Source organism: Microbacterium sp. 16-032 (genome assembly GCF_041079455.1).
Classification (GTDB): Bacteria; Actinomycetota; Actinomycetes; order Actinomycetales; family Microbacteriaceae; genus Microbacterium; species Microbacterium testaceum_A.
Genome location: NZ_JBFYGQ010000008.1, coordinates 54,873 through 79,109 on the forward strand (window position 1 = coordinate 54,873; position 24,237 = coordinate 79,109).

Below are 24,237 nucleotides of genomic sequence, written 5' to 3' on the forward strand. Positions count from 1 at the left end.
GAAGCGGTTCGCCGAGGGGGCGACCGCGGGTCGGCGGAACGGGTCGGGCCCGTCAGCCCTGGGCCACGCGCGCGGCGATGTCGGTGCGGTACTGCCCGCCCTCGAGCCCGATGCGCTCGAGCCCGGCGTAGGCCGCCTCGCGCGCTTCGCCGAAGGTCGTGCCGGTGGCGACGACGCTGAGCACACGCCCACCCGTCGCGACGAGGTCGCCGTCGCGCAGCGCCGTCGCGGCGTGGGCGACGTGGACGCCGTCGACCTCTTCGGCTTCGTCGATCCCGGTCAGCACGCGACCGGTGAGGGGCGCCTCGGGGTACCCCTCGCTCGCGAGCACGACCGTGACCGCGGTCGCCTCGGCGAAAGCGGGACGCGGCTGATCCTCGAGCGTGCCCGAAGCCGCCGCCAGCAGGAGGCGGGACAGGGGGTCGATCAGACGCGGCAGGACGACCTGCGTCTCGGGGTCGCCGAAACGGGCGTTGAACTCGATGACCTTCACGCCCTGCTCGGTCAGGATGAGCCCCGCGTAGAGGAGTCCGATGAACGGGGTGCCCTCGGCATCCATCTGGCGGATCACGGGCTCGGCGATGTCGCGCGTGACCTGCGCCACGAACTCGTCCTCGCCGCCGAAGCGCTCCGTCAGCCAGGGGAGGGGCGAGTACGCCCCCATGCCGCCGGTGTTGGGGCCCTCGTCGCCGTCGCGCAGGCGCTTGAAGTCCTGGGCGGGGCTGAGGGGGGCGACGTGGTCGCCGTCGCTCAGGAAGAAGAGCGAGACCTCGGGGCCCGAGAGGAACTCCTCGATCAGCACGGCGCCGCTCGGCAGGTAGCTCTCGGCGTGAGCCAGGGCCGCCGCGCGGTCGGAGGTCACGATGACGCCCTTACCCGCGGCCAGACCATCGGCCTTGACCACGTACGGGGCGCCGAACCGGTCGAGGGCGGCCTCGACGGCGGCGGTGTCGTGCGCGCGGACCGATCCGCCGGTGGGGACGCCCGCGGCATCCATGATCCGCTTCGCGTAGGTCTTCGACCCCTCGAGCTGGGCCGCGGCCTTGCCCGGGCCGAACACGGGGATGCCGTGCGCGCGCAGCGGGTCGGCGACGCCCGCGACGAGGGGCGCTTCGGGGCCGACGACGACGAGGTCGATCGCCTCGTTCTTCGCGAAGGTCAGGACGGCGGTGGGGTCCATCGGGTCGACGTCGACGAGGTGCGCTTCGCGGGCGATTCCGGCGTTGCCGGGGGCGGCGAAGATCGCGTGCGACTCCTCTTCGGAGCGCAGCGCGAGGATGATGGCGTGCTCGCGCGCGCCCGAACCGAGGACCAGGATTCTCACGCGGACAGCCTACCGAGCGCGGGATCGCACCTTCGCGCCGCGGGCGCAACGCAGGACGCGCGACCGTCCGGCCGCATCGGGCGGGCACGCTTGGCTTCGCAGGCGCATGTTCTCCTGCGTTGTGTCGCGGTGGGTCTCGAGGGAGGCGCCCCGACACCACGCAGGAGACCCGGCGACAGGGCGCGCCCGGGTCGGCGGTTCTCCCGTGTTCGCGCGCCGATCTCCTGCGTTGTGCCGCCACGCGCCGCGCGGCGCCCCCGCCACTGGCCCGCCGGTAGCGTGGATGCCATGCCTCCCCGCCGCATCGAAACCGGAGACGGCCGTGCCGCGCTCGCCGCGGTCGTTGCCGGAGATGCCCCGCGCCCGGCGACCGCCACGGCTGTGCGCTACCTGCTGCAGCTGCTCGTCGAGAAGGCCCCCGGCAACTCGGTCGAGATGCGCGTGCCGCCCTTCGGCGCGGTGCAGGTGATCGAGGGCCCCCGGCACACGCGCGGCACTCCGCCCAACGTGGTCGAGACCGATCCCGCAACCTGGATCGCCGTCGCCACGGGTCAAGAGAAGTGGGCGGATGCCGTGACCGCTGGCCGCATCGTCGCCTCGGGCGTGCGCGCCGACCTCAGCGCGTTGCTGCCGCTGCGGCCGTAAGGCGGTGCGCTCGCGACGGTGCGGTCGCGGTGTCCCCCCATCCGACTGACAAACGCTCGCTGCACTGACAAACGCTCGCGGAGGGCGTTTCCCGGTGCAGTGAGCGTTTATCGCCATCAGGGCACCGGCTCGCGTCCCGGCCCCGTCCCGCCTCCGCCCCGCACGCCCGCCGCCCCGCCCTCTCGACGCCGAGACAGAGCGACCCCGAAACGGTGCGGCGGTGGGACAATGGGCGTATGGCCGAGCAGCCCGCCCCCGAACGATCGTCCGCCGCGCGCGATGAGCGCCAGACGCTGACGGTTCGCCGCGCCCCGAAGTACGGCGTGTTCTTGGCGGCCGGGGCGTTCCTCGGCATCCTCGTCGCTCTCCTGCTCACCGTCTTCATCGACGGTTCCGACATCAGCCCGTACACGCAGGTCGTCTACTCGCAGATGCAGGTCTTCGGCTTCACGGCCCTGATCTTCGTCGTGCTGGGCGTCGCGGTGGGGGCGATCGTCGCCCTGATCTTCGAGCGCACCGTCGGCGGCCGGACCCGCCAGGTCACGGTCGAGCACGAGCAGCACGGCATCTGACCGGCACAGCGTCTCTCACGCCAGTTCGGCGATGATCGGGTGGATCGCGGTGTCGAAGGCGGCCACGTCGCCGCGCAGACCGTCGGTCACCGCCACGGTCAGAGAACCGATCCACCACACGCCCCGCTGGGCCAGCGGGAGCACCTGCACGTTCAGCTCGAACGAGTGCGCGCGTCGCCCCACGGCCCGCTCGTGCGCGGCGATCGCGCTCGCGTAGGCGCGGTACGAGACCCCGGGTCGGGCGGCGGCCTCGCGGGCGTAGCGGTCGTGCGCGAGCCGGGCGAAGTCCACTGCGTCGTCGGCGTGCGCCCCGATGGCCGCACGCAGGGTCTCGGATCCTTCGACCGGCAGGGTGACGAGCGTGTCGAAACCGTCGATCAACTCGAGGGGAACGGGCGAGGGGTGCGCCTGCGGCTCCACCGTCATCGCCCAATACTCGCGCCACTCCCGTTCGAGCTGGGCGTGCGCGGCATCCGTCCGCTCGTCCACCCACGGGGGCGGCACGCGACGCAGGGCGGGGAGCTCGTCGGGAGACCGGATGCCGAGGACCTGGCGCAGATAGAGCGCGACGAGCACCGTTTGCGCCGCGTCTTCGCGGATCACCCACTCCGGCTGACCGCCCGTCATGGCGTCATTGTAGGGACGGGGAGAGGCCTCGGGGTGGGCCTTGCGTCGGGGGCGCGGTGCCCGCGCGTGTTCGCCCCGGGTAGTCTGTTGCGGTGGCTTCCGCTCCCCACGAAAACCCGTACTCCGCCGCAGGCGTCGATACCGCCGCCGGAGATCTCGCCGTCGAACTGATGAAGTCGGCCGTGCGTCGCACGCACGGGCCCGAGGTGCTCGGCGGGGTCGGCGGTTTCGCCGGTCTCTTCGACGCCTCCGCGCTCCGCGACTACGCGCGCCCCCTGCTCGCGACCAGCACCGACGGCGTCGGCACGAAGGTCGCGATCGCGCAGGCGATCGACAAGCACGACACCATCGGCGAAGACCTCGTCGGCATGGTCGTCGACGACATCGTCGTGGTCGGTGCGCGTCCGCTGTTCATGACCGACTACATCGCGTGCGGCAAGGTCGTGCCGCAGCGCATCGCCGACATCGTCGCGGGTATCGCGCGTGGCTGCGCGATGACCGGCACGGCGCTGGTCGGCGGCGAGACCGCCGAACACCCCGGCCTGCTGGGCATCGACGACTACGACGTCGCGGGAGCGGCGACCGGCGTGGTCGAGGCCGACCGCATCCTCGGCGCCGATCGCGTGCGCAGCGGCGACGTCGTACTGGCGCTGGCCTCGAGCGGCCTGCACTCCAACGGCTACTCGCTCGTGCGCCACATCATCACCGGCGCCGGCATCGCCTACGGCTCCGCCTCGGCCGAGCTCGGCGGGACGTGGGGCGAGGCGCTGCTCGAGCCCACGCGCTTGTACACCTCGCCGCTGCTGCGCCTGCTCGACGACGAGGCCGTGGGAACCGGCATCCACTCGCTCAGCCACGTCACGGGCGGTGGCATCGCGGCGAACCTCGCGCGCGTCCTGCCCCAGAACACGTGGGTCGACGTGGACCGCTCGACCTGGAGCCCCTCGCCGGTGTTCCGCGTGCTCGCCGACATGGGCGGCCTCGAGCTGACGGCGACCGAGGGCACGTGGAACCTCGGCATCGGCTTCCTCGCGGTCGTCGCCGCCGAGGTCGCCGACGCTGCGATCGCGGCGCTGCAGGCCGAGGGCATCGCCACGTGGCAGGTCGGCGTCGTGCGCGACGCAGCCCGCCCCGAGGGCGAGTACGAACAGGGCGCCAAGGGCGTCGACGGCGGCGCCGTGCGCCTGGTCGGAACCTACGCGGATGCCGGCACGCCGGCGAACGGAGCGAGCTAACACCTCATGTGCGGCATCGTCGGCATGGCCGGGCAGGGCCCGGTCAACCAGGAGATCTACGACGCGCTCCTCCTCCTCCAGCACCGGGGCCAGGACTCGACGGGCATGGCCACGGCCGAGTCCAGCGGCGTCTTCCACATCCACAAGGCCCGCGGTCAGGTGCGCGAGGCCTTCCGCACGCGCGACATGCGCGCCCTGCTCGGCGACATCGGCCTCGGTCACGTGCGCTACGCCACCAAGGGCACCGCGTCGAACGAAGAAGAGGCCCAGCCCTTCTACGTCAACGCGCCCTACGGCATCGTGCTCGTGCACAACGGCAACCTGACGAACACGCGCGAGCTCACGGGCGAGCTGTTCCACAAGGACCGTCGGCACCTGAACACCAGCAGCGACACCGAGCTGCTCGTGAACATTCTCGGCTCCGAGCTGCAGTCCGAGATCACCGGCCCCGATCTCGACCCCGCCCAAGTGTTCCGCGCGGTCGCCCGCGTGCACGAGCGCGTCGAGGGCTCGTACGCCTCGATCGCCCTCATCGCCGGCTACGGTCTGCTCGCGTTCCGCGACCCCTTCGGCATCCGTCCCCTCATCCTCGGCAAGCGGCCCGCAGCTCAGGTGCCGGGCGGCGAGCCGCGCGACGAGTACATCGTGGCGTCCGAGTCGCTGGTGCTCGAGAACGCCGGCTTCGAGGTCGTGCGCGACGTGCTCCCCGGCGAAGCGGTGTTCATCACCCTCGACGGGACGCTGCACTCCCAGCAGTGCGCCGAGAACCCGACGCTCGCGCCGTGCTCGTTCGAGTACGTCTACCTCGCGCGCCCCGACTCGGTCATGAACGGCGTCTCGGTGTACGAGACGCGCCTGCGCATGGGCGAGCGCCTGGCCGACACCGTGGCGAAGTACACCCCCGCGGGGACGATCGACGTGGTCATGCCGATCCCCGACTCCGCACGTCCGGCCGCGATGCAGGTGGCCCGCAAGCTCGGCATCGAGTACCGCGAGGGCTTCTACAAGAACCGCTACGTCGGCCGCACCTTCATCATGCCGGGGCAGGCGGTGCGCAAGAAGAGCGTGCGCCAGAAGCTCAACGCCATGTCGACCGAGTTCCAGGGCAAGAACGTCCTCCTCGTCGACGACTCGATCGTCCGCGGCACCACCAGCCGCGAGATCATCCAGATGGCTCGGGATGCCGGGGCCAAGAGCGTGACGTTCGCTTCGGCGGCCCCGCCGGTGCGCTACCCCCACGTGTACGGCATCAACATGCCCTCGCGCCACGAGCTCGTCGCCCACGGCCGCACGATCCCCGAGATCGCCGAAGAGCTCGGTTGCGACTACCTCGTGTACCAGGAGGTCGACGACCTCAAGGCGGCGATCATGGAGGGGACCGACCTGGTCGATCTCGACATGAGCTGCTTCGACGGCCGCTACGTCACGGGAACCGTGTCGGAGGAGTACCTCGCCTGGGTCGAGGGCAGCCAGGAGTCTTGACCCGCCGCAGCGCGGGAACCATCGCCCTCGCCGCGGCGGCGATCGTGCTGCTGGCGTTGACCCTGCGCATCGCGGTGGCCTCGCTGTCGCCGCTCCTGACGCGCATCGGCGAGGAGTTCCCGCTCCCGGCGGTGGTGGTGGGCCTGATCGGCATGGCTCCTCCGGTGGCGTTCGCACTCGCCGGAATGGTGACACCGGCCATCGAGCGGCGCCTGGGGCTGGAGCGCTCGGTGCTGATCGCCGCAATCACGGCCGCGGTCATGCTGGGGCTTCGCGCGGCGGCGCTGGACGCGTGGTCGCTCCTCGGAGCGACGGCCGGGGTGTTCGCGGCGGTGGGCGTCGCGAACGTGCTCATCCCGACCGTGGTGAAGAAGTACTTCCCCGAGCGCATCGGGCTCATGACGACCGTCTACAGCACCGCGATGGCGGTGGCGACGTTCACGCCCCCGCTCGTCGCCGTGCCCCTCGCCGATGCCGTGGGGTGGCGCGGCTCGTTCGTGACGTGGGCCGTCGTGGCACTGGCCGCGGTCGCCCCCTGGGTCGCTCTGAACCTGCGCGCGCGGGCGTCGCGACGCGATGCGCTCGACGAGCCGCGCACGGCCGTGTTGTCGCGGCTCGTGCGTGTGCCGCAGACGTGGGCCCTCGTGATCACGTTCGGCGTGAACTCCTCGGTCGCCTACGGGATGTTCGCGTGGATGCCGCCCCTGCTCATCGACGTCGCCGGAGTGGATGCCGCGGAGGCCGGCGGACTGCTCGCGCTCTTCTCCTTCATGGGTCTGCCGGTGTCACTCCTCGTGCCCCTGCTGGTGGCGCGGCTCGGCCGCACCACCCCGTTCTACGTGGTGGCGGTGGGGTGCGGGGTGACGGGGGTGCTGGGGCTGATCGTGGCTCCGGCGACCGCGACCGTGCTGTGGGTCGTGCTCATCGGCATCCCGCCCCTGATGTTCCCCCTCGCACTGGTGCTGTTCGGGCTGCGCACGCGCTCGCACGAGACGACGGTCGCCCTGAGCGGGTTCGTGCAGAGCGTGGGGTACGCCTTCGCCGCCCTGATGCCGCTGGCCATCGGCCTCACGCACGAGGTGACCGGGGGCTGGATCGCGGGTCTCTCTCTTCTCGGCGTCGCTCTGCTGCTCGTCGTTCCCGCCGCGATCGTCATGGTGCGCCGCGAGAGCGTCGAAGAGGCGTGGGAACGTCGCACGGGCCTCACTTGGTGACGACGCAACGCGAACGCGAGCGAAGGGCGGCGACGGAAACGTCACCGCCCTTCGGCGTTCTGGCTTCTGCGGGTACGACGATCAGACGACCGCGGCACCGAGGTACGAGCGGTACGAGAACGAGCGGGAAGGCGTCAGGCCTTCTCGTTGTCGTATTCGTCGCTGTACTGGTCGGCCCACTTGTCGACGTACGCGTCTTCACCCGGAGCGGGTGCACCCAGTTCGCGCTCGAGAGCCGAGTAGTTCACCGAATAGGTGTCGTACTTCAGCTCACGGGCGATCTTGGTGTTCTTCGCCTTCTGACGGCCACGCCCCATGCGAGACCCCCTCACGATCGACGTCGAGGGCCGACTGTGGGCCCTGCGTATTGCGGTTCCGGACCGAGCCGGTAAGAGTAACAGCCAGGATATCACGGCGCATTCCGGCCGAGCCGTCGAGGGGCGGCGACCGGGCCGCGGCCGTCGTCGAGAGGAGACTCCATGACCGATCAGCCCCGCGCGAGCGTCGGTGCCGGAAAGGTGATCGCCGCCGTCGTCCCCGGGCAGTCGAGCCGGATCGTGCGCGAGGCGGCCCACTACGCGGCCCTCTCGCACGCCGAGTTGATCGTCGCCCACGTCGACACCACGCGATTCGTGGCCTTCGAAGACCCCGACGGATACGTGCACTCCTCCACGGTGGACGTGGCCGGGGCGGCGGCGAAGGCCGCCCTCGACGAGGTGCGCCGCGCGACGGCCGAAGCTCTCGGCGAGAGCACCGTCACCTGGAGCGTGCGCCAGATCATCGGAGACCCCGCCCTGGCACTGATCCAACTCGCCGACGAGATCGGCGCGTCGCTCATCGTGGTCGGTACGCGCAAGCGCGGCCTCGGCGAATCGCTGCGCGAGTTCCTCACCGGTTCGGTGGCGGCACGGCTGAGCCATCGGCAACGCCGACCGGTCCTCATCGTCCCGCAGGGAGAACCGGTCGGCGCCGAGGATGATCTGCCGTGGGAGTGACGCCCTAGCCGCGCATCGCTCGCGTGACGGCCTCGGACGCCTGGCGCAGTGCCGCCTCGATGTCGTCGACTCCGGATGCCGCGAGCTCTCCGCCGCGCGCGACGTGCGCCCGCAGTTCGGAGCGCACCCGCCCGCGGAACTCGTTGATGGCGGCATCGGCCCGCGACAGCTGTTCCCGGCTGCGCGAGCGCGGGTCATCGGCCGGGGTCGGTTGCGCCTGCTCGCGCTCCTCGCGCGAGGCGGCGGCCAGATCAGCGCGGAGGCTGCGCATCGCGTCCCGGACGCTGCCCCGCACCTCGTCCGCGATGAGACGCACGCTGTCGGCGAGGCCGGCCTGGATCCCCTCGAGGTCGCCCGTGCGCGCGGCGACCTCGGCGCGACCGGCATCCGTGATCTCGTAGACGGTCTTGCGGCCGTCGACGGTCTTGGTGACCAGGCCCTCCTCCTCGAGCTTCGAGAGTCGGGGGTAGATGGTGCCGGCGGAGGGCGAGTAGGTGCCGCCCGTGCGCTCGGAGAGGGCCTGCATGAGGTCGTAGCCGTGGCGCGGGGCCTCGTCGAGCAGGCTCAGGATGTACAGGCGCAGGTCGCCGTGCGAGAAGACGGGGCTCATCACCACTCCTCCTCTCCGGCGAGTTCCTCGGGACGCAGGCCCGAGATGCCGCGGCGCAGCACCGTGATCTCGCCCGAGACGGTGTTGGCGCGCACGTCGACGAACTGGCCCGCGAGCGCGCCGGTCGACCCGGTGAAGTTGGTCGGGCCCTTGCCGGATCGCACCTGGCCGTCGATCTGCACGCGGCCGCTGACCGACCGCGACACGTAGTTGGCGGGCAGCGAGCGGTCGAGGCGGATCGTGGCGGTGCCGCTGACCGAGTTGAGCGAGACGGACTGCGTCGGTCCCGTCGAGTCGACGAGCATGGCGCCCGAGACCGTGTCGATCGAGGCCTTCGTGATGCGGCCGGTCGCGGCGACGTCGCCCGAGACGCTGTTGGCGCTCAGGGCGCCATCGAGCTCGCGCACCTGCACGTCGCCCGAGACGGCGTTGAGGTCCACGTCGCCCGTGAGGCCGTCGACGATGATGTCGCCCGAGACGGTGTTCAAGCGCACATCGGTGTGAAGCCCCGAGACGAGCGCGCTGGCGCTGACCACGCCGAGGGTGAGGGCGACGGTGCGCGGCACCGCGACGCTGACCTCGGCCTTCGGGCCACCCGCGCCGAAGTTGCGGAACACCTCGAGGAAGTTGTCCCACCGCAGCTGGGGGTGGTTGATCTCGAGGCGGCCGTCGACCATCTCGATGCGCAGGTCCTTCACGGTGACGCCGTGCACCTCGATGCGGGCGTCGGGTTCGTCGTGGGCGATCACGTCGACCTGGCCGCCGACGAGTCCGATCTTCAGCTCGCGCAGGGCGTTGACGTCGATGACGCGGGTCTCGCCGGGGTGGACGATCCATTTCTCCATGGCTGTTTCTCCTCACTCGCGATATATCGCGTTGGTTCGAGTATCGCGATATATCGCGAGTTGGTCAACCCCCGTTCGACGAGACGGTGCGAACGGCTTGTCAAGCCGAGTGCGGCGGGAGGCGCTCCCCCCTAGCGTCGGGATTCCCGACGGAAGGAGACAGCCATGCCGCAAGGGCGAGGATCGAACAGCCTGAAGGACCCCGACCTGTACGAAGAGCTGCGGAAGCAGGGCGACTCGAAAGAGAAGGCCGCGCGCATCTCCAACGCCGCAGCCGCTCGAGGCCGCGACGCGATCGGCGAGAAGGGCGGGCACGCCGAGAACTACGAGGACCGCACGGTCGCCGAGCTGAAGAAGCGCGCGAAGGAGCTTGGGCTGACCGGGTACTCGGGCAAGAAGAAGGCGGAGCTCATCGACATGCTCCGCACGCACTGACGCGATGGCCCGTCTCGTCCGGGTCCGCCCCTACGAAGACCCCGGGTACCGCCGGGTGCGCTCCGGCTCGGGTTTCCGATTCGTCGATCACACCGGGGCCTCCGTGCCCGAACGCGAGGCCGAACGCGCGCGCGGACTGGTCATCCCTCCCGCCTGGCGCGAGGTGTGGATCGCCCGCGAGCCCAACGCGCACATCCAGGCCGTCGGCACCGACGAGGCCGGGCGGCGGCAGTACACGTACCACGCGGACTGGTCGAAGCGGCAGGACAAGGGCAAGTTCGCCCGTGCCCTGCAGCTCGCCGAGACCCTGCCCCGAGCGCGCGCCCGCGTCACGCAATCGCTTCGCCGCGCCGAGGTCGACCGCGAGCGGGTGCTGGCGGTGTCGTTCCGCTTCCTCGACCTGGTCGCCCCGCGCGTGGGCAACGCCCGGTACTTCGTCACGAACGGGAGCAGGGGGCTCACGACTCTGCAGAGACGCGATGCCACGGTCGACGGCGACCTGATCCGTCTGTCGTTCCCCGCCAAGAGCGGCAAGCGCGCCGAGCTCTCGTTGCGCGATGCGGAGCTGGCATCCATCGTCGAAGAGCTCGCCCTCGGGCGCTCGCGGGCGGCGCTGTTGAGCTACAAGCGCGGGCGACGACGCGTTCCCCTGACGCCGGGCGACGTGAACGCGTACGTCCGCTCCCTGACGGGCGGCCCGTTCAGCGCGAAGGACTTCCGCACCCTGCGTGGCACGATCCTCGCGGCCGAGTCGCTCGCGAACGCGGGCACGACGGGCGGGAAGAACGAGCGCAAGAAGGCCGAGGTCGCCGCGGTGTGCGCCACAGCCGAAGCGCTCGGCAACACGCCTGCCGTGGCGAAGGCGAGCTACATCGACCCGCGGGTGTTCTCGCTGTACCGCAAGGGCCGCACGATGGAGCTGGGCGGCTCGAAGGACGCCGCGATCAGGCGGCTGATCCTCGGGGAGTGACTCCGGCTCGCGGCATCCCGGCGGGTCGATCCGGCTGGTCGCCCGATAGCGTGAAGGCGTGCGAGACGAGACCCCCGACGACGGTCGCCGATCGGCCCGTCGCGCCACACCCCGCTCGACCGGGGCCGCCCCCACCATCCACGACGTGGCCGCGGCCGCGGGGGTGTCGAAGTCGGTGGTCTCGCGGGCGCTCTCGGGGGCGTCCGGGGTCGCCGCCCACACCATCGATCGCGTTCGGCAGGCGGCGGCCGAGCTCGGGTACGTCGCCAACGCGCACGCGCGGGGGATGTCGGCCCACCGCAGTCACACGCTCGGCGTCTTCGTCCGCGACGCGTCGACACCGTTCTACGGTCATCTGCTGACCGCGTTTCAGGAGCAGGCGGCGGCTCGCGGGTACCGGGTCGTCACGGCGACCGGGGCCGGATCCTTTTCGGTCGACGACGAGCGCCGCGCTCTCGAGACCCTCGTGGCGCTGCGGGTGGAGGGGCTGATCGTCTGCAGCGGCGCCCTCCCCGTCGAGGACATCACGCCCTTCGCGCGGCGCATCCCGGCCGTCGTCGCGGGGCGCCCGGAAGAGGACCCGACGATCAGCAGCGTGTACTGCGACGAGGTGGGGGGTGGCCGTGCCCTCGCCGACCACGTGGCCGACCTCGGGCATCGCCGGGTCGCGGTGATGACGTTCACCCCGGTCTCGTCGATCACCCAATCGAGGCGCACGCACGCGATGGCCGAGCGCCTGCGCGAGCGGGGCGTCGACGTCGTCACCTTCAGCGGAGACGATGCCGGCCCGGGCTTCGACGGGGCCGACGCGATCGTCGCGGCGGTGCTCGCGGCCGGCGGAGTGACCGCCTTCATGGCGCCGAGCGACGCCTGGGCGGTTGCGGCCCTCGAGGCGTTGCGCGTGCGCGGGGTCGCCGTCCCCTCCGAGATGGCGGTGACGGGTTACGACGGTGTCACGCCGTTCATGACGTCGCTGCTGGGCCTGACATCGTGGCGTCAGCCGCTGCGGACGATCGGCCGGTTGTCGGTCGATGCGGTCGTCGATCAGATCGATGGGCTCGCCACCGCGGTGACGCACCACGCGATCGACGGAGAACTGGTCCCCGGGCGCACGGCCGTCGCCCGCTGACGTCGTCACCGTCCGTTCACCCGCCGGATGCCGCGGCGTCGATCGCGTCGCGCCTGTTCCGCGCACAATAGGGAACGTTCCCTATCGGCATCACGGAGAGACCGCATGAACGACCACATCGCCCACAAGCTGCCCCGAGACGACAGCGATCCCTTCCGCTACGGCATCTACCTGCGCCCCGACGCGAAGACCTGCCGCGCGGTGACCGCGGTGACCGACCAGCTGCGCGCGCAGTACGGCTTGCTCTCTGCGGGGGCGTTCCCGCCGCACGCCACCCTCGTGGGCAGCCAGCCGTTCGGGTTCTCCGAGCCCGCGGTCATCGGCGCGCTGACCGGCCTGCTCGACGGCCGCTCCGCCTTTCCCGTGCACAATGCCGGCGTCCGGGCGCAGGGTCGGGGCTACGTCTACGACGTGAGCGAGAACCCCGACGGCTCGGTCAACGACGACCTGGTGGGCCTGGCCCGTGACATCGAGGCGACGGTCGCCCCGTTCCGCTCCCCGATGCACAATCCCCTGCCCAACGACTTCGTCCCCGAGCTCTATCGCGGGCACCTCTCGCTCGCCTCGCACGACCTGTACGTGCGCCCCGACCTGTACGAGGAGGTGGGGGAGTTCATCCGAGAGCTCGACGTCCCCGTCCCCGCCGGCTTCTCGGGACGCACGGTGGTGATGTACCGCACCTCGAGCCCCGACTGGTCGGGACGCTGGTGGCAGACGATGACGTGGGAGCACGTGCGCACCTGGAATCTCGCCGGCGCGTAGCCCGATCCGATGAGTCCGGATGCCGCACGGTCGCGGCATCCGGACTCTCTCACTGCCCGGTCGGCATCCACTGCCCGGAGAGGGCGCGCAGGTGTCGGATGAGCACTCCGTGCTCTCCGCCCGCTCCCTCGGCGACGTAGTCGAGGCTCTCGTGGGCGCGGGCGACCTCGACGCCGGAGCGGAATCCCGTGTACGTGCCGCCGGCCCGCTGGAGGATGTGGGCTCCGGCGGCCACGTCCCAGGGGTGGGTGTCGAAGCCCATCGTGGCATCCGCCCATCCGGCTGCGACATGAGCGAGGTTCAGGGCTCCGCTGCCGGTGCTGTGGTGGTGCTGGTACGTGCGCGTGATCTCGGCGAGCAGGTCGAAGGCGCCCTCGCCGAGCAGGTCGACGTCGTGCTGCCCGGGGAAGCTCGTGAGCAGGGTCGAGAGCTCGGCGGGGCCGGATGCCGATCGAATCGGTGCTCCATTCAGGCGGGCGAGCTCGACGCCCGCCGAGAACATGTTGTCGGCGACGGGGTCGAACACGACGCCCGCAACGACCTCTCCGTCGAGCTCGGCGGCGATCGAGATGCACCAGTAGGCGAGACCGCGTGCGAAGTTGGCGGTGCCGTCGATCGGGTCGATGATCCAGCGCAGGGGGGCCTCGCCCGAGCTGCCGGTCTCTTCGCCCAGGATGACCGAGCCGGGTGCGCCGTCCTGGAGGACCCCGGCGATGGTGGCCTCGGCTGCTCGATCGTGGATCGTCACGACGTCGTGCACGTCGCGCTTGAACGACACGCTCATGTCGGAGCGGAAGGCGGCGAGCAGGGCCGGCGCGGCGGTTCGCGCGGCCGTCTCGGCCAGAGTGCGAAGGTCGTCGGGGGAGGGGTGCGTGGTCATGGTTCTCCTCGGGGTCAGGGGATTGATTCAGGTGCTCGTGAACGCCGCGTGAACGCTCGGCGACCGCTCGCCGGTCGCCTTGACCCGGTCTCTCGTGGTGTCGCAGAGTGAGTCCGTCATCAGAAAAGGGAACGTTCCCTATGACGGAAAGGTAGCCGATGTCGCTCTCGACACTCGACCGCCGGCCGACGCTCGCCGACCATCGTCGGCCGGCCTCGACCCTGGCCTGGCGGCGCGCCGACCGACGCTTGGGCGCCGCCCTGATGGTCCCCGCGCTCGCGGTCTTCGCCGTCTTCGTCTTCTACCCCCTCGGCAAGGTCGTCTGGCTCAGCACCCAGGGGACCGACATCTTCGGCCAGGCCGCCGGGTTCGTGGGAACGAAGAACTTCGCGACGATCTTCACCGACCCGCAGTTCGCCGACACGCTGTGGCGCACGGCCGTGTTCTGCGTCGCGGTCGTGGTCGGTCGCCTCGTCGTCGGGCTGCTCATCGTCATCCCGCTGACCGCGAAGCTCCGCGGCATCCGCATCTTTCGTGCTCTGCTGACCTCGCCCCTCGTGGCCTCGGTCTCGGTGGCCTCGGTCGCGTTCGCCGCGATGCTCGCTCCGGCCGGCGGGCTGGTCAACTCCGTGATCGCCCGCTTCGGAGGGGAGCCGGTGCCCTGGCTGACCAGCACCCAGTGGGCCATGCCGAGTGTGATCGCCGTGACGGTGTGGGGATCGCTCGGATTCACTGTGCTGCTGCTGCTCGGCGCGTTCGGCGCGATCGATCCCGACGTGATCGAGGCGGCGCACCTCGACGGGGCGGGTCCGCTGCGCACGCTCTGGTCGATCTCGCTGCCGCTCATCACGCCGACCCTGTTCTTCATCGTGGTGACGGGTGCCGTCGAGGCGCTCACGACGTTCGGGCAGATCCAGATCCTCACCGGCGGGGGCCCGGCGAACTCGACGACGACCCTGGTCTACACGATCTATCAGGCGGCGTTCGGGGCGGGGAGCGCCAACTTCGGCATCGCCGCGGCGGTGGGAGTCGTGCTGTTCCTGCTCGTGCTCGGCCTCTCGCTCGTGCAGTTCGGCGTGCTCGAGAAGCGGGTGAACTACTGATGGCGCGGTTGCTGTCCGCCCGCGCGCGCGTGCGAAGCGCCCTGCTCTACCTCTGGCTCGTCATCGCGGTGATCGTCGTGTGCTTTCCGCTCTATTACATCTTCGAGGGTGCGCTCACACCGACTGCCTGGCTCGACGAGGGCCTCGAGGGGTTGCTGCCCCTGCACCTGACGCTCGACAACGTGATCCGCGCCACCCAGGTCATCCCGCTCGGCCACCAGTTCGTCAACAGCGTGGTGGTGACGCTGGTGCAGACGTTCTTCCAGGTCGCCATCGGCATCGCCACCGCCTACGCCCTCGTCTTCTGCGGGTTGCGGGGCACGCGCGCCCTGTTCCTGCTGATCCTGTCGAGCATGATGGTGCCGGGTGAGACGATCCTCATCGCGAACTATTTGACGATCTCGTCGTGGCGGCTGATCGACACCCTGCCTGCGGTGTTCCTGCCCTTCCTCGCTTCGGCGCTGAGCATCTTCCTGTTCCGGCAGGCGTTCCTCAGCTTCCCGGGGGAGCTGCGCGACGCCGCGCTCCTGGACGGTGCCGGGCACGTCCGCTTCATCCGGTCGATGCTGCTGCCGATCGTGCAGCCGACGCTCATCTCGGTGACCCTCGTCAGCGCGACCGCCGCATGGAACGGGTTCTTCTGGCCGCTGCTCGTGACCAACTCGCCCGAGAACCGCACGGTGCAGGTCGGCATCGCCCAGCTCTCCAGCGCCGAGGCCGCCGACGTAGGCGTCGTGCTCGCCGGCGCCGCCATGGTCACCCTCCCCGTTCTCGTCCTCGTGCTGCTCGCCCAGCGCTTCCTCGCCGGCGGGATCACCGCCGGCGCCCTCAAATAAGACCCGACAGAAAGAAACCCGAGCCCATGTCTCTGCGCCCCCGCACCACGATCGCGGCGACCGCCGCGGGAGCCGCCCTCCTCCTCGCCCTCGCCGGGTGCACGGCATCCGGATCCTCCTCCGGAGCCGACTCCGGCCCCGTGACCCTGCAGTTCTGGCACGAGATGAGTGGACCGGCGGCGACCGAGCTCGACGCCCTCGTGTCGCAGTTCAACAGCGAGCACGACGACGAGATCACCGTCGAGTCCTCGTTCCAGGGGTCGTACGCCGACGCCCAGACGAAGTACACCGCTGCCGTGCAGTCGAGCACGACGCCCGACGTGTTGATGATGAACGACATCTCGACGGGCTTCATGGTCGACTCGAAGAAGACCGTCCCCCTCTCGACCTTCACCGCGAGCGACACCTCGTTCTCGCTCGACAGCTTCCCCCCGGCGGTCAGCGCCTACTACGGCGACGGCGCGGGCGGGCTCGCCGCCATGCCGTTCGCGGTGTCGCAGCCGGTGATGTACCTCGACCGCGACCTCGTGACGCGCTCGGGGCTGGATCCCGACTCCCCGCCGCGCACCCTCGCCGAGGTGGCATCGTGGGCCGAGAAGATCCACGCGGCGACGGGTGCCTCGGGCCTGACGATGAACATGTCGGACTCGTGGATGATCGAGCAGATGTCGGCCGCAGGCGGGGTGGACTTCTGCACCCCCGACAACGGTCGCGGCTCCGACCGCATCACCGGACTGCAGCTCACCTCGCCGACGCAGGTGGGCTTCATGGAGCGACTGCAGAAGCTGTTCCAGGACGGCTCGATGCTCAACCCCGGCACCGACAACAGCGCGATGGTCTCGGCCTTCGCCAGCGGAAAGGTGGGCATCATGCTCACCTCGACCGGCGCCTACACGACGGCCGATCCGAAGAAGACCGCGTCGACGGTCGCTGCCTTCCCCTCCACCGCCGAGTCTGACGACGCTGGTGTGGTCATCGGCGGCAATGCGCTCTGGATCTCGGGTGACGGGCACTCCGGCGCGCAGCAGCGCGCGGCCTACGCCTTCGTGAGCTTCCTGCACTCGGCCGAGGTGCAGGCGGCGTGGGCGAATGCCACCGGGTACCTCGCGTCGAACACGGGGGCAGCGTCCACCACGACCGGCGCGGCCTCGCTCGCCGATCCGAACGTCAAGGCCATGGCCGACCAGCTCGCGAACACTCCGGCGTCGAGCGCCGCGGCGGGCTGCCGCACGGGCGCTTTCCCCTCGCTGCGATCGACCGTCATCGGGGCGTTCACCCAGGTGGCCGAGGGTGCCGACGTGACCTCGACCATGTCGGATGCCGAGACGAAGGCCGCGTCGCAGATCGCCGCCTACAACACGGCGGCGGGCTGAGCCGGGAGCTCTCCGCCCGCGCTCCCGGTCTGTCAAGGCGGCCGGGAGCGCGGGCGATCGCGACGACGGACTGAGAGGATCGACGCGTGACGGACGACCTCTCGCCCTCGGACGCGTCCCGCGGATCCCTCCGGAAGACCGGCGTCGGTGACCCTGGCGAATCCCCCACGCGTCTGTACGGGCTTCTCTCGCCCGAGGCTCGCGCGCTGTACGAGCTGGTCCCCGGCACGCAGGAGCTGTTCCGCTCGACGGTCGCATCGCGGGGGGCACTCCGGCGGGGGTTCCGGCAGGACGACGCCTTCCGCAATCTGATCCGCGCGGCGATGGATGAATCCGCTCGTCCACGCGGATGGCGGCGCGACGAGTGGTCCGACGAAGAGGTCGCCCGAGCGGCCGCGGACCCGCAGCTGCTCGCGACCGCCCGGACGATGTCGAAGAGCGCGGCTCCGAACGGCTGGAAAGCGACGTGGAAGAGACGTCGGCAGCGCGAGACGGCGATCCTGGCGGTCTTCACGTACTCGCTGTTGTCCATCCCGACGGCCTTCGTGCTGAACATGGCGTGGCTCGCGGTCGTGGGAGCCGTGGGCGTGCTCGCCGTGGTGGGGTACCTGATCTTCCGTCGGCGCATCGAGAACCGGCCGGCGCCCGCGCCCCACCCCCTTCCCGCCGAGAGCGATCCCCCCGCGGGCGACGGCGCCCCTCGGCCTCTCTTCGTCGTCGAACGCGCCCCCTCGCAGCATCTGATCGCGCGCGGCACCGGTCTGGTCTTCCTGGCGGGCGCCATCGTCCTCGCGATCGGAGAGGTCATCGAGGGCGGCCCGCTCGCCGCCGTCGGGGTCACCGTGTGGCTCAGCACCCTCGGCGTTCTCGGTGCGGTCATCCTCGTCTGGGCGCTTTCGGTCGGGCGCGCGCGCATCGTCGGCTTCGACGATCACCTGGTCGTCCGCCCGGGGCTCCGTCGGTCGCGGGTGGTCGCGGCATCCGAGATCGTGTCGCTCTCGTGGTTGTCGGGCGGACGGCTCCGGGGCGCGGACGCGCGGGCCCGCACGCTGTTCACGGTGATGAGCGTGTACGACGACTTCCCGATCTCGTCGCTTGGCTCGAGGCGAGGGTCCCGCAGGGGTGGGTCGACCGCGCGTGACCTCGCCGAGTCGCAGGGGCCGCGGGCGTAAGGTGGCGCGGTGAACATGTGGCGGGATGTGGGCCTCGTCGCCGTCGGCGGCGCGATCGGTACGGCCGTGCGCGCCGGTCTCACCCTGGCGCTCGGCGAAGACCTGGGCCCGGCCCTCGTACCGCTGATCAATGTCGTCGGGGCGTTCGCGATCGGCATCCTGTACGGCTGGAGAGCGCGGATGCCGGAGTCCTCGCGTGCGCAGCGCGTGCAGCTGTTCATCGGGACCGGCATCCTGGGCGGGTTCACCACCTACAGCTCGCTCGCCGTCGAGTCGGCCGACCTCGGCCTGCTCTGGTGGGGGGTGGCGACGGTCGTCGTCGGGACGGCGGCGGCCTGGGGCGGCGTACTCCTCGGCCGTGGAGGGCGGGCTTCGCGCTGACGCTTGTCGAACCCGGCGAGAAAGTGGTACAAATGTGCCACTTACCGTCGTGGGTTCGCCGCGCCGGTCACCCGACCCGGAGGTTCGACGATGAACGCCGCCCCCTCGATCGTCACGCTCGGAGCCCACGTGCTCGATACGATCGTCCAGCCCGTCGATGAGATCCCCGAGGGACAGGGCTCGCTCCTTGTCGACGAGATCGTGATGTCCGCAGCGGGACCCGCCGGCGGCACCGCGCTCGTGCTCAACAAGCTCGGCGCGCGCGTGGTCACGAGCGGGGCCGTGGGCGACGACGTCGCCGGACGCGTGCTGGTCGGCCTGCTCGGCGACGCCGGCATCGACGTGTCGAACCTGCGCACCGACGAACTGCCGACCTCGGCATCCGTCCTCCCCATCCGCTCCGACGGGTCGCGACCGGCGCTCCACGTGGTCGGGGCCAACGCGCTCGCCGCCGACGTCGTGCCCTGGGACGCGCTCGCCGCCGCCGACCACGTCCACGTCGGAGCGCCCGAGCTGCTCGGTCCCGAGAACGTCATCGAGATCCTGGAGTACGCCCGTCGGCACGGAGCGACGACGTCGCTCGACTTCCTCATCGGCGGCGACCCCGCGTTCTACGCGCTCATCAAGCCCCTGCTCGCGCACACCGACTACGTGCTCCCCAACGCCGAGCAGGCCATCGGCTGGACCGGCGCCGACGACCTGCCCGCCGCCGCCCGCGCCCTGCACGCGGCGGGAGCAGCGGTCGTCGCGTGCACCAACGGCGGCGACGACATCGTGGTGGTCGACGGCGGCGCCCTCGAGTTCGTCCCCATCGTGCCCGCGGAACCGGTCGACACCAGCGGCGGCGGAGACGCCTTCTCGGCCGGCTTCGTCTTCGCCAAACTCCGCGGGTGGTCCTCGCGCGACGCCGCGCGCTTCGGATCGGCCACCGCCGCACAGGTCGTCGCCGGCGTGGGTACCGATCACGGCGCGTACGACGCGGCATCCATCGATGCTCTGCTCTCGGCGGGAGTGCTGTGATCGCGAGCGGTGTGCGAGAAGCCGTGGCGGACGCCTGCCGTGCTCTCGCCGCGCAGGGCCTGGTCAAGGGGACAGCGGGCAACGTCAGCGTGCGCGTGGACGGGGGCATCGCGATCACGGCGACCGGAGTGGTCTTCGCCGAGGCGGTCGCCGACGACGTCGTGATCGTCGACGGCGAGAAGAGAGTCGTCGAGGGGGCGCTCGCCCCGAGCTCCGAGCTCGACCTGCACCGCGCGGCCTACGCCGACGAGGCCGTCGGGGCCGTCGTGCACACGCACGCCCCCGCGGCGATCGCCCTCTCACTCGTCTCGGACCGACTGCCCTGCGTGCACTACCAACAGCTCGCCCTCGGAGGCGAGATCGACGTGGTGCCCTTCTCGGTCTTCGGCTCGGCCCAACTCGCCGCGGACACGGGCGACGCCCTCGCCGCAGCGAACGCCGCGATCCTCGCCCACCACGGCGCCGTCACCACGGGCCGGGACCTCGCCGACGCGGTGACGAACACCGCCCTGCTCGAGTGGGCGTGCGACATCTACCTGCGCGCGCGAGCGGTGGCGGTGCCCGCCGAACTCAGCCCCGAGCAGCAGGCCGCGGTGCTCACCGCCGCGGTCTCGACCGGGTACGGACACAAGCACGGAGCGTGACATGGATGCCGTGACCACCGACACCTTCGACTCGCTGAGCCCTCTCGATGGGCGCGTCGTCGACACCTTCCCGGTGCGGGGCCCCGCCGAGGTGGTGTCGGCGGTGGACCGCGCGCGGCGCGCGGCGCGCGAGTGGCGGTCCCTCGGCTTCGAGGGGCGCCGGCGCGCGCTGCAGGCCTGGCGGCGCGACATCGTGGCGCACCTCGACGACCTCATCGCCGTGGTGCGCGCCGAGACCGGCAAGCCCCGTGGCGACGCCCGGCTCGAGATCATGCTCGCCCTCGATCACCTGGCCTGGGCGGCGACCCACGCGCGCCCGGTCCTGCGTCGGCGTCGCGTGGGCGCGGGGGTGCTGATGCTCAACCAGTCGGCGAGTGTCGGCTACACCCCGTACGGCGTGGTCGGGGTCATCGGCCCGTGGAACTACCCGGTCTTCACGCCCATGGGCTCGATCGCGTACGCGCTCGCCGCGGGCAACGCCGTGGTGTTCAAGCCCAGCGAGTACACCCCCGGCGTGGGCGTGTGGCTGCAGCGCTCGTTCGTGCGTGCGGGCGGGTCGGCCGATGTCTTCGCCGTGGTGACCGGTCTCGGGCCCACCGGCGCCGCCCTCTGCCGCTCGGGTGTCGACAAGGTGGCCTTCACCGGGTCCACTGCGACGGGCAAGGCCGTCATGGCCGCGTGCGCCGAGAGCCTCACCCCGGTCGTGATCGAGGCGGGCGGCAAAGACGCCCTCCTCGTCGACGAGGACGCCGATCTCGCGGCCGCGGCCGAGGCGGCCGTCTGGGGCGCGTACTCGAACGCGGGTCAGACCTGCATCGGCATCGAACGCGTCTACGCGCACGCGAAGATCTACGACCGCTTCGTCGAGGCCGTCGCCGAGCGCACGCGCGAGCTTCGCGCCGGCGCCGACGACGCCGCGACGCTCGGTCCGCTCACCATGCCGCGCCAGGCCGACGTGGTCCGGGCGCACGTCGCGGACGCGCTCGCGCGGGGCGCGACGGCGCGCGTCGGATCGGCTCCGGCTCCCGGGACCACCCTGCAACCCGTCCTCCTCACCGACGTCGACGAGGAGGCGGACGCCGTGCGCGAAGAGACCTTCGGCCCGACCCTGGTCGTCAACCGCGTGGCATCCATGGACGAGGCCGTCCAGAAGGCCAACGCCGTGCGGTACGGACTGTCGGGCTCGGTGTTCTCGAAGCGTCGTGGCCGCGAGCTCGCCCTGCGCCTGCGCGGCGGCATGATCGCGATCAACTCGGTCATCTCGTTCGCCGCGGTCCCCGCCCTCCCCTTCGGCGGGGTGGGCGATTCCGGGTTCGGACGCATCCACGGGGCGGACGGCCTGCGTGAGTTCGCGTACCCGAAGGCGCTGACCCGTCAGCGCTTCCCGCTGCTGACGTTGACCACGATGCGCCGCACCGCGAAGGTCGACCGTCTCGTCGAGCGCATCATCCGGCTGCTCTACGGCTGAGCCGGAACGGCGCGGATGCCGCGGGCTCCCGGCATCCGTCGACGATCACCGCACCGAGCGCACCCGCATGATGATGACGGAGCCGAGCAGGCCCGCCAGCCCGCTCGCGAGGAACAGCCCCGAGAACCCGCCGAACAGCACCACGGCCCCCGCCCCGAGCAGGGGACCGAACGCCTGCGGGCCGGCGAGGGCGATGTTCATGATCCCGACGTCCTTGCCGCGCGTCTCGGCCGAGGGCAGCACCTGCGTGGCCAGGGCCTGGTCGACGGCGAAGAAGCACCCCTGACCGAGCCCGAGCAGCACGGCGCCGATCACCGCGGTCGACTCGGCCGGGGCGACGGCGAGGAGCAGGGCCGAGACGGCTTGAGCGACCCCCGAGGCGAGGACGAACACGCGACGGCGCTGAACCACGTCGCTGAGTTTGCCGAGGGCGACGGATGCCACGATCGTCACGACCATGTAGATCACCGTCGTGAAGACGAGGAAGCCGGTCGGGTCGGCCACCCTCAGCGCGAAGGTGAAGAAGTACAGCAGCATCGTCGTGGCGATCGCGTTGCCGAGGTTGATGAGCACACGGCTCGCGACGGTCCACGCGAAGTCGGGGTGACGCCGGGGGTCGACCCAGATCGACGAGAGGATCGTGCGGACGGTGAGCGGACCCAGCAGCGCCGCCTCGGACGTCGTCAGCGGAACGTCGCGCAGAACGAGCAGGAACGGCACGGCCAGGCCTACGCAGCACACGGCCAGCGCGAGGTAGCCCGAAGCCGTCGTGGTGAACACCGCGGTGACCAGCACGATCCCCACCAGGATGCCGATCGCGTTCGGTGCCGAGATCCAGCCCGACACGAGCCCCCGCTGCCCCGCGGGCACGCGGTCGGCCATGACGGCGGTGAGGGCGGCGGAGGCCATGCAGAAGCCCATCATCACCGCGGTCCACATCGTCACCGTGCCGAGCGACTCGGTCTGGACGCCGAGCAGCGCGAGACCGACGGACGCGAGCACGACACCGCCGAGGATCCAGGGGCGACGGCGTCCGAACCGAGACCGGGTCCGGTCGCTCAGCGCACCGACGATCGGGTAGGCGATGACCACGAACGTCCCCGCCACGGCGCTGACCAAGCCGTAGGTGACGAGCGAGACGAGCCAGTCGTCCGAGGCGTGCTGCGCGGCGATCTGCAGGGGCAGCAGCACCTGCACCGGGACGAGCTGCGCCATCCACAGTCCGAGCCACACCCCGGCGAAGGCCGCGATCCAGCCCGCGCGAACGGGGCGGGTGGGTTCGGCGTAGGCGGTGAGGGTGGCGGGCGTCGCGTCAGCGGTCACCGGATGCCGCCCGTCCGCGTCGCCGCGAGCGTCGTCACGGCCCACCGGCCGGCATCCGCCACGGCGTCGCGCGCGTCGCGCAGCGCTCCGCAGGCGTTGAAGAATCCGTGGATCTGGCCGGTGTGCGTCACGAGGTGCGTGGCGACGCCGGCGGCCTCGAGACGCTCGGCGTAGGCGACCCCCTCGTCGCGGAGCACGTCGAAACCCGACACCGCGACGTACGCCGGGGGCAGGCCCGAGAGGTCCTCGGCCCGCAGGGGTGAGACCAGCGGATCATCGGCGCTTCCGCCGCCGCTCAGGTAGTGCGCGGCGTACCAGTCCATCTGCGCCTCCGTGAGGAAGAAGCCGTCGGCGAACAGCTCGTACGAGCGGTGCTTGCGCGAGAGGTCGGTGACGGGACAGAACAGGATCTGGAACGCCGGTGCGCCCTCGGCATCGTCGCGCGTGACCGACGCCACGACTGCCGAGAGGTTGCCGCCCGCGCTCTCACCGCCGACACCGATCGCGTCAGCGGTTCCGCCGAACCGCGAGGCGTTGTCGCGGGCCCACCGGAAGGCGTCGACGCTGTCGTGGAGCCCCGCCGGGAACGGCGCTTCGGGGGCCAGCCGGTAGCCGACCGACACCACCGTCAGGCCCGAGGTCTTCGCGAGGGTGCGGCACGTGGCATCCGCGCTGTCGACCGATCCGAGCACCCAGCCGCCGCCGTGGAAGTACACGATGATCCCGGATGGCGCGCGGTCGAGGTCCGCGCGGTACACGCGTCCCGGAACCCGCCCGGCGCGGGTGGGGATCTCGACGTCGTCCCTCTGCCCGAGCTTCGTGGTCCCGGCGAACGTCCACGCCTCGAGTTCGATGTGCGCGCGGGCCTCGTCGAGGGGGAGCCGCTCGAAGTGGGCGCCGGGCGCGTCGTTCATCACGCGCAGAGACGTCTGCACCGCGGGGTGCAGGGTGTTGCCGTCGATCACGACGGGGCGGCCGTTCACCGCGCGGAGGGCCGCGGGCGGAAGCGACCCGAGGGCGCGCGCGCCCCAGCGGAGCAGGTGGTCCTGGGGACGGGGACGGAGCATCGCGGAACCCTTCTGTCGATCACGGCAGTGGGATCGACTATCGGGTCACTTTATTGCACACACGTACCATTTTGTGTGACGAAGATGTGAATTTGTCTCGGAGAGCAGGCGCTCTGCGCGAGAAA

General features: G+C 71.1%; 26 protein-coding genes. 18 read left to right on the forward strand and 8 right to left on the reverse strand.

Annotation, left to right across the window (positions count from 1 at the left end):
• Window positions 1-52 precede the first annotated feature (52 nt).
• Window positions 53-1,324, reverse strand: a complete 1,272-nt coding sequence (gene purD, locus AB6V31_RS16105; protein WP_369366866.1) for a phosphoribosylamine--glycine ligase — start codon at window positions 1,322-1,324, stop codon at window positions 53-55.
• Between the two features lie 288 nt (window positions 1,325-1,612).
• Between purD and AB6V31_RS16110 the strand changes: the two genes are divergently transcribed.
• Together AB6V31_RS16110 and AB6V31_RS16115 are read left to right on the forward strand one after the other, a co-directional pair.
• A complete protein-coding gene (locus AB6V31_RS16110) occupies window positions 1,613-1,969 on the forward strand; it encodes a sterol carrier family protein (protein ID WP_369366868.1) in 357 nt (118 codons plus the stop codon).
• A 236-nt stretch (window positions 1,970-2,205) separates the two neighbouring features.
• Complete coding sequence (locus AB6V31_RS16115; protein ID WP_074696078.1) at window positions 2,206-2,541, forward strand: potassium transporter Trk; 336 nt, start codon at window positions 2,206-2,208, stop codon at window positions 2,539-2,541.
• Between the two features lie 15 nt (window positions 2,542-2,556).
• Here the strand turns inward: AB6V31_RS16115 and AB6V31_RS16120 are convergent, their stop codons facing one another.
• Window positions 2,557-3,168: a hypothetical protein gene (locus tag AB6V31_RS16120; protein ID WP_056225776.1), complete on the reverse strand. Its 612-nt coding sequence runs from the start codon at window positions 3,166-3,168 to the stop codon at window positions 2,557-2,559.
• A gap of 92 nt (window positions 3,169-3,260) precedes the next feature.
• Between AB6V31_RS16120 and purM the strand changes: the two genes are divergently transcribed.
• The 3 genes from purM to AB6V31_RS16135 are packed head-to-tail and all read left to right on the forward strand — an operon-like array spanning window position 3,261 to window position 7,099.
• Window positions 3,261-4,403, forward strand: coding sequence for a phosphoribosylformylglycinamidine cyclo-ligase (gene purM, locus AB6V31_RS16125; protein WP_369366870.1), 1,143 nt, complete (start codon window positions 3,261-3,263; stop codon window positions 4,401-4,403).
• A gap of 6 nt (window positions 4,404-4,409) precedes the next feature.
• Window positions 4,410-5,885: an amidophosphoribosyltransferase gene (gene purF / locus AB6V31_RS16130; RefSeq protein WP_056225782.1), complete on the forward strand. Its 1,476-nt coding sequence runs from the start codon at window positions 4,410-4,412 to the stop codon at window positions 5,883-5,885.
• Window positions 5,882-7,099: a CynX/NimT family MFS transporter gene (locus AB6V31_RS16135; RefSeq protein ID WP_056225787.1), complete on the forward strand. Its 1,218-nt coding sequence runs from the start codon at window positions 5,882-5,884 to the stop codon at window positions 7,097-7,099. Before purF ends, AB6V31_RS16135 begins: the two co-directional genes overlap by 4 nt.
• Window positions 7,100-7,233: 134 nt before the next feature.
• Here AB6V31_RS16135 and AB6V31_RS16140 read toward each other — a convergent pair whose 3' ends face one another.
• Window positions 7,234-7,416, reverse strand: a complete 183-nt coding sequence (locus AB6V31_RS16140) for a DUF3073 domain-containing protein (protein ID WP_056225789.1) — start codon at window positions 7,414-7,416, stop codon at window positions 7,234-7,236.
• Window positions 7,417-7,578: 162 nt separating this feature from the next.
• Between AB6V31_RS16140 and AB6V31_RS16145 the strand changes: the two genes are divergently transcribed.
• The gene (locus AB6V31_RS16145) at window positions 7,579-8,094 is read left to right on the forward strand and encodes a universal stress protein (RefSeq protein ID WP_369366873.1); all 516 of its coding nucleotides are present in this window, start codon (window positions 7,579-7,581) and stop codon (window positions 8,092-8,094) included.
• Between the two features lie 4 nt (window positions 8,095-8,098).
• On the opposite strand, the gene AB6V31_RS16150 is transcribed toward AB6V31_RS16145, so the two are convergent.
• Window positions 8,099-8,704 carry a PadR family transcriptional regulator gene (locus AB6V31_RS16150; RefSeq protein ID WP_056228198.1) on the reverse strand — a complete coding sequence of 202 codons (606 nt, stop codon included), beginning with the start codon at window positions 8,702-8,704 and terminating at the stop codon, window positions 8,099-8,101.
• Window positions 8,704-9,549 carry a DUF4097 family beta strand repeat-containing protein gene (locus AB6V31_RS16155; protein WP_074696064.1) on the reverse strand — a complete coding sequence of 282 codons (846 nt, stop codon included), beginning with the start codon at window positions 9,547-9,549 and terminating at the stop codon, window positions 8,704-8,706. Before AB6V31_RS16155 ends, AB6V31_RS16150 begins: the two co-directional genes overlap by 1 nt.
• A gap of 165 nt (window positions 9,550-9,714) precedes the next feature.
• Here AB6V31_RS16155 and AB6V31_RS16160 point away from each other — a divergent pair, with 165 nt between their 5' ends.
• The 4 genes from AB6V31_RS16160 (at window position 9,715) to AB6V31_RS16175 (ending at window position 12,845) form a co-directional block, all read left to right on the forward strand.
• Entirely contained in the window at window positions 9,715-9,984 is a 270-nt protein-coding gene (locus AB6V31_RS16160; RefSeq protein WP_056225800.1) for a Rho termination factor N-terminal domain-containing protein, read from the forward strand.
• A 4-nt stretch (window positions 9,985-9,988) separates the two neighbouring features.
• Entirely contained in the window at window positions 9,989-10,954 is a 966-nt protein-coding gene (locus tag AB6V31_RS16165) for a DNA topoisomerase IB (RefSeq protein WP_369366875.1), read from the forward strand.
• A 58-nt stretch (window positions 10,955-11,012) separates the two neighbouring features.
• Window positions 11,013-12,083 carry a LacI family DNA-binding transcriptional regulator gene (locus AB6V31_RS16170; RefSeq protein WP_369366876.1) on the forward strand — a complete coding sequence of 357 codons (1,071 nt, stop codon included), beginning with the start codon at window positions 11,013-11,015 and terminating at the stop codon, window positions 12,081-12,083.
• Between the two features lie 105 nt (window positions 12,084-12,188).
• Entirely contained in the window at window positions 12,189-12,845 is a 657-nt protein-coding gene (locus tag AB6V31_RS16175; RefSeq protein WP_369366879.1) for a heme utilization protein, read from the forward strand.
• 49 nt (window positions 12,846-12,894) lie between these two features.
• On the opposite strand, the gene AB6V31_RS16180 is transcribed toward AB6V31_RS16175, so the two are convergent.
• Window positions 12,895-13,725, reverse strand: a complete 831-nt coding sequence (locus tag AB6V31_RS16180; protein ID WP_369366881.1) for an inositol monophosphatase — start codon at window positions 13,723-13,725, stop codon at window positions 12,895-12,897.
• 158 nt (window positions 13,726-13,883) lie between these two features.
• On the opposite strand from AB6V31_RS16180, the gene AB6V31_RS16185 reads away from it, so the two are divergent.
• From AB6V31_RS16185 to AB6V31_RS16220, 8 genes are all read left to right on the forward strand, one after another.
• On the forward strand, window positions 13,884-14,828 hold the full coding sequence (locus AB6V31_RS16185) for a carbohydrate ABC transporter permease (RefSeq protein WP_369366883.1): 945 nt from the start codon (window positions 13,884-13,886) through the stop codon (window positions 14,826-14,828).
• Window positions 14,828-15,664: a carbohydrate ABC transporter permease gene (locus AB6V31_RS16190; RefSeq protein WP_369366884.1), complete on the forward strand. Its 837-nt coding sequence runs from the start codon at window positions 14,828-14,830 to the stop codon at window positions 15,662-15,664. The genes AB6V31_RS16185 and AB6V31_RS16190 overlap by 1 nt, the downstream gene beginning before the upstream one ends.
• A 26-nt stretch (window positions 15,665-15,690) precedes the next feature.
• Window positions 15,691-17,037 carry an extracellular solute-binding protein gene (locus AB6V31_RS16195; RefSeq protein WP_369366887.1) on the forward strand — a complete coding sequence of 449 codons (1,347 nt, stop codon included), beginning with the start codon at window positions 15,691-15,693 and terminating at the stop codon, window positions 17,035-17,037.
• A gap of 86 nt (window positions 17,038-17,123) precedes the next feature.
• Window positions 17,124-18,209 carry a hypothetical protein gene (locus AB6V31_RS16200; RefSeq protein ID WP_369366888.1) on the forward strand — a complete coding sequence of 362 codons (1,086 nt, stop codon included), beginning with the start codon at window positions 17,124-17,126 and terminating at the stop codon, window positions 18,207-18,209.
• 15 nt (window positions 18,210-18,224) lie between these two features.
• Window positions 18,225-18,590, forward strand: coding sequence for a CrcB family protein (locus tag AB6V31_RS16205; RefSeq protein ID WP_074696312.1), 366 nt, complete (start codon window positions 18,225-18,227; stop codon window positions 18,588-18,590).
• Between the two features lie 90 nt (window positions 18,591-18,680).
• Window positions 18,681-19,610: a carbohydrate kinase family protein gene (locus AB6V31_RS16210; RefSeq protein ID WP_369366889.1), complete on the forward strand. Its 930-nt coding sequence runs from the start codon at window positions 18,681-18,683 to the stop codon at window positions 19,608-19,610.
• 23 nt (window positions 19,611-19,633) lie between these two features.
• Window positions 19,634-20,254, forward strand: a complete 621-nt coding sequence (locus tag AB6V31_RS16215; protein ID WP_369366891.1) for a class II aldolase/adducin family protein — start codon at window positions 19,634-19,636, stop codon at window positions 20,252-20,254.
• 1 nt (window position 20,255) lies between these two features.
• On the forward strand, window positions 20,256-21,722 hold the full coding sequence (locus tag AB6V31_RS16220; RefSeq protein WP_369366892.1) for an aldehyde dehydrogenase family protein: 1,467 nt from the start codon (window positions 20,256-20,258) through the stop codon (window positions 21,720-21,722).
• A 45-nt stretch (window positions 21,723-21,767) separates the two neighbouring features.
• Here AB6V31_RS16220 and AB6V31_RS16225 read toward each other — a convergent pair whose 3' ends face one another.
• Window positions 21,768-23,090, reverse strand: a complete 1,323-nt coding sequence (locus AB6V31_RS16225) for an MFS transporter (RefSeq protein WP_369366894.1) — start codon at window positions 23,088-23,090, stop codon at window positions 21,768-21,770.
• Window positions 23,042-24,112 carry an alpha/beta hydrolase gene (locus AB6V31_RS16230; RefSeq protein WP_369366896.1) on the reverse strand — a complete coding sequence of 357 codons (1,071 nt, stop codon included), beginning with the start codon at window positions 24,110-24,112 and terminating at the stop codon, window positions 23,042-23,044. Before AB6V31_RS16230 ends, AB6V31_RS16225 begins: the two co-directional genes overlap by 49 nt.
• Window positions 24,113-24,237 lie beyond the last annotated feature (125 nt).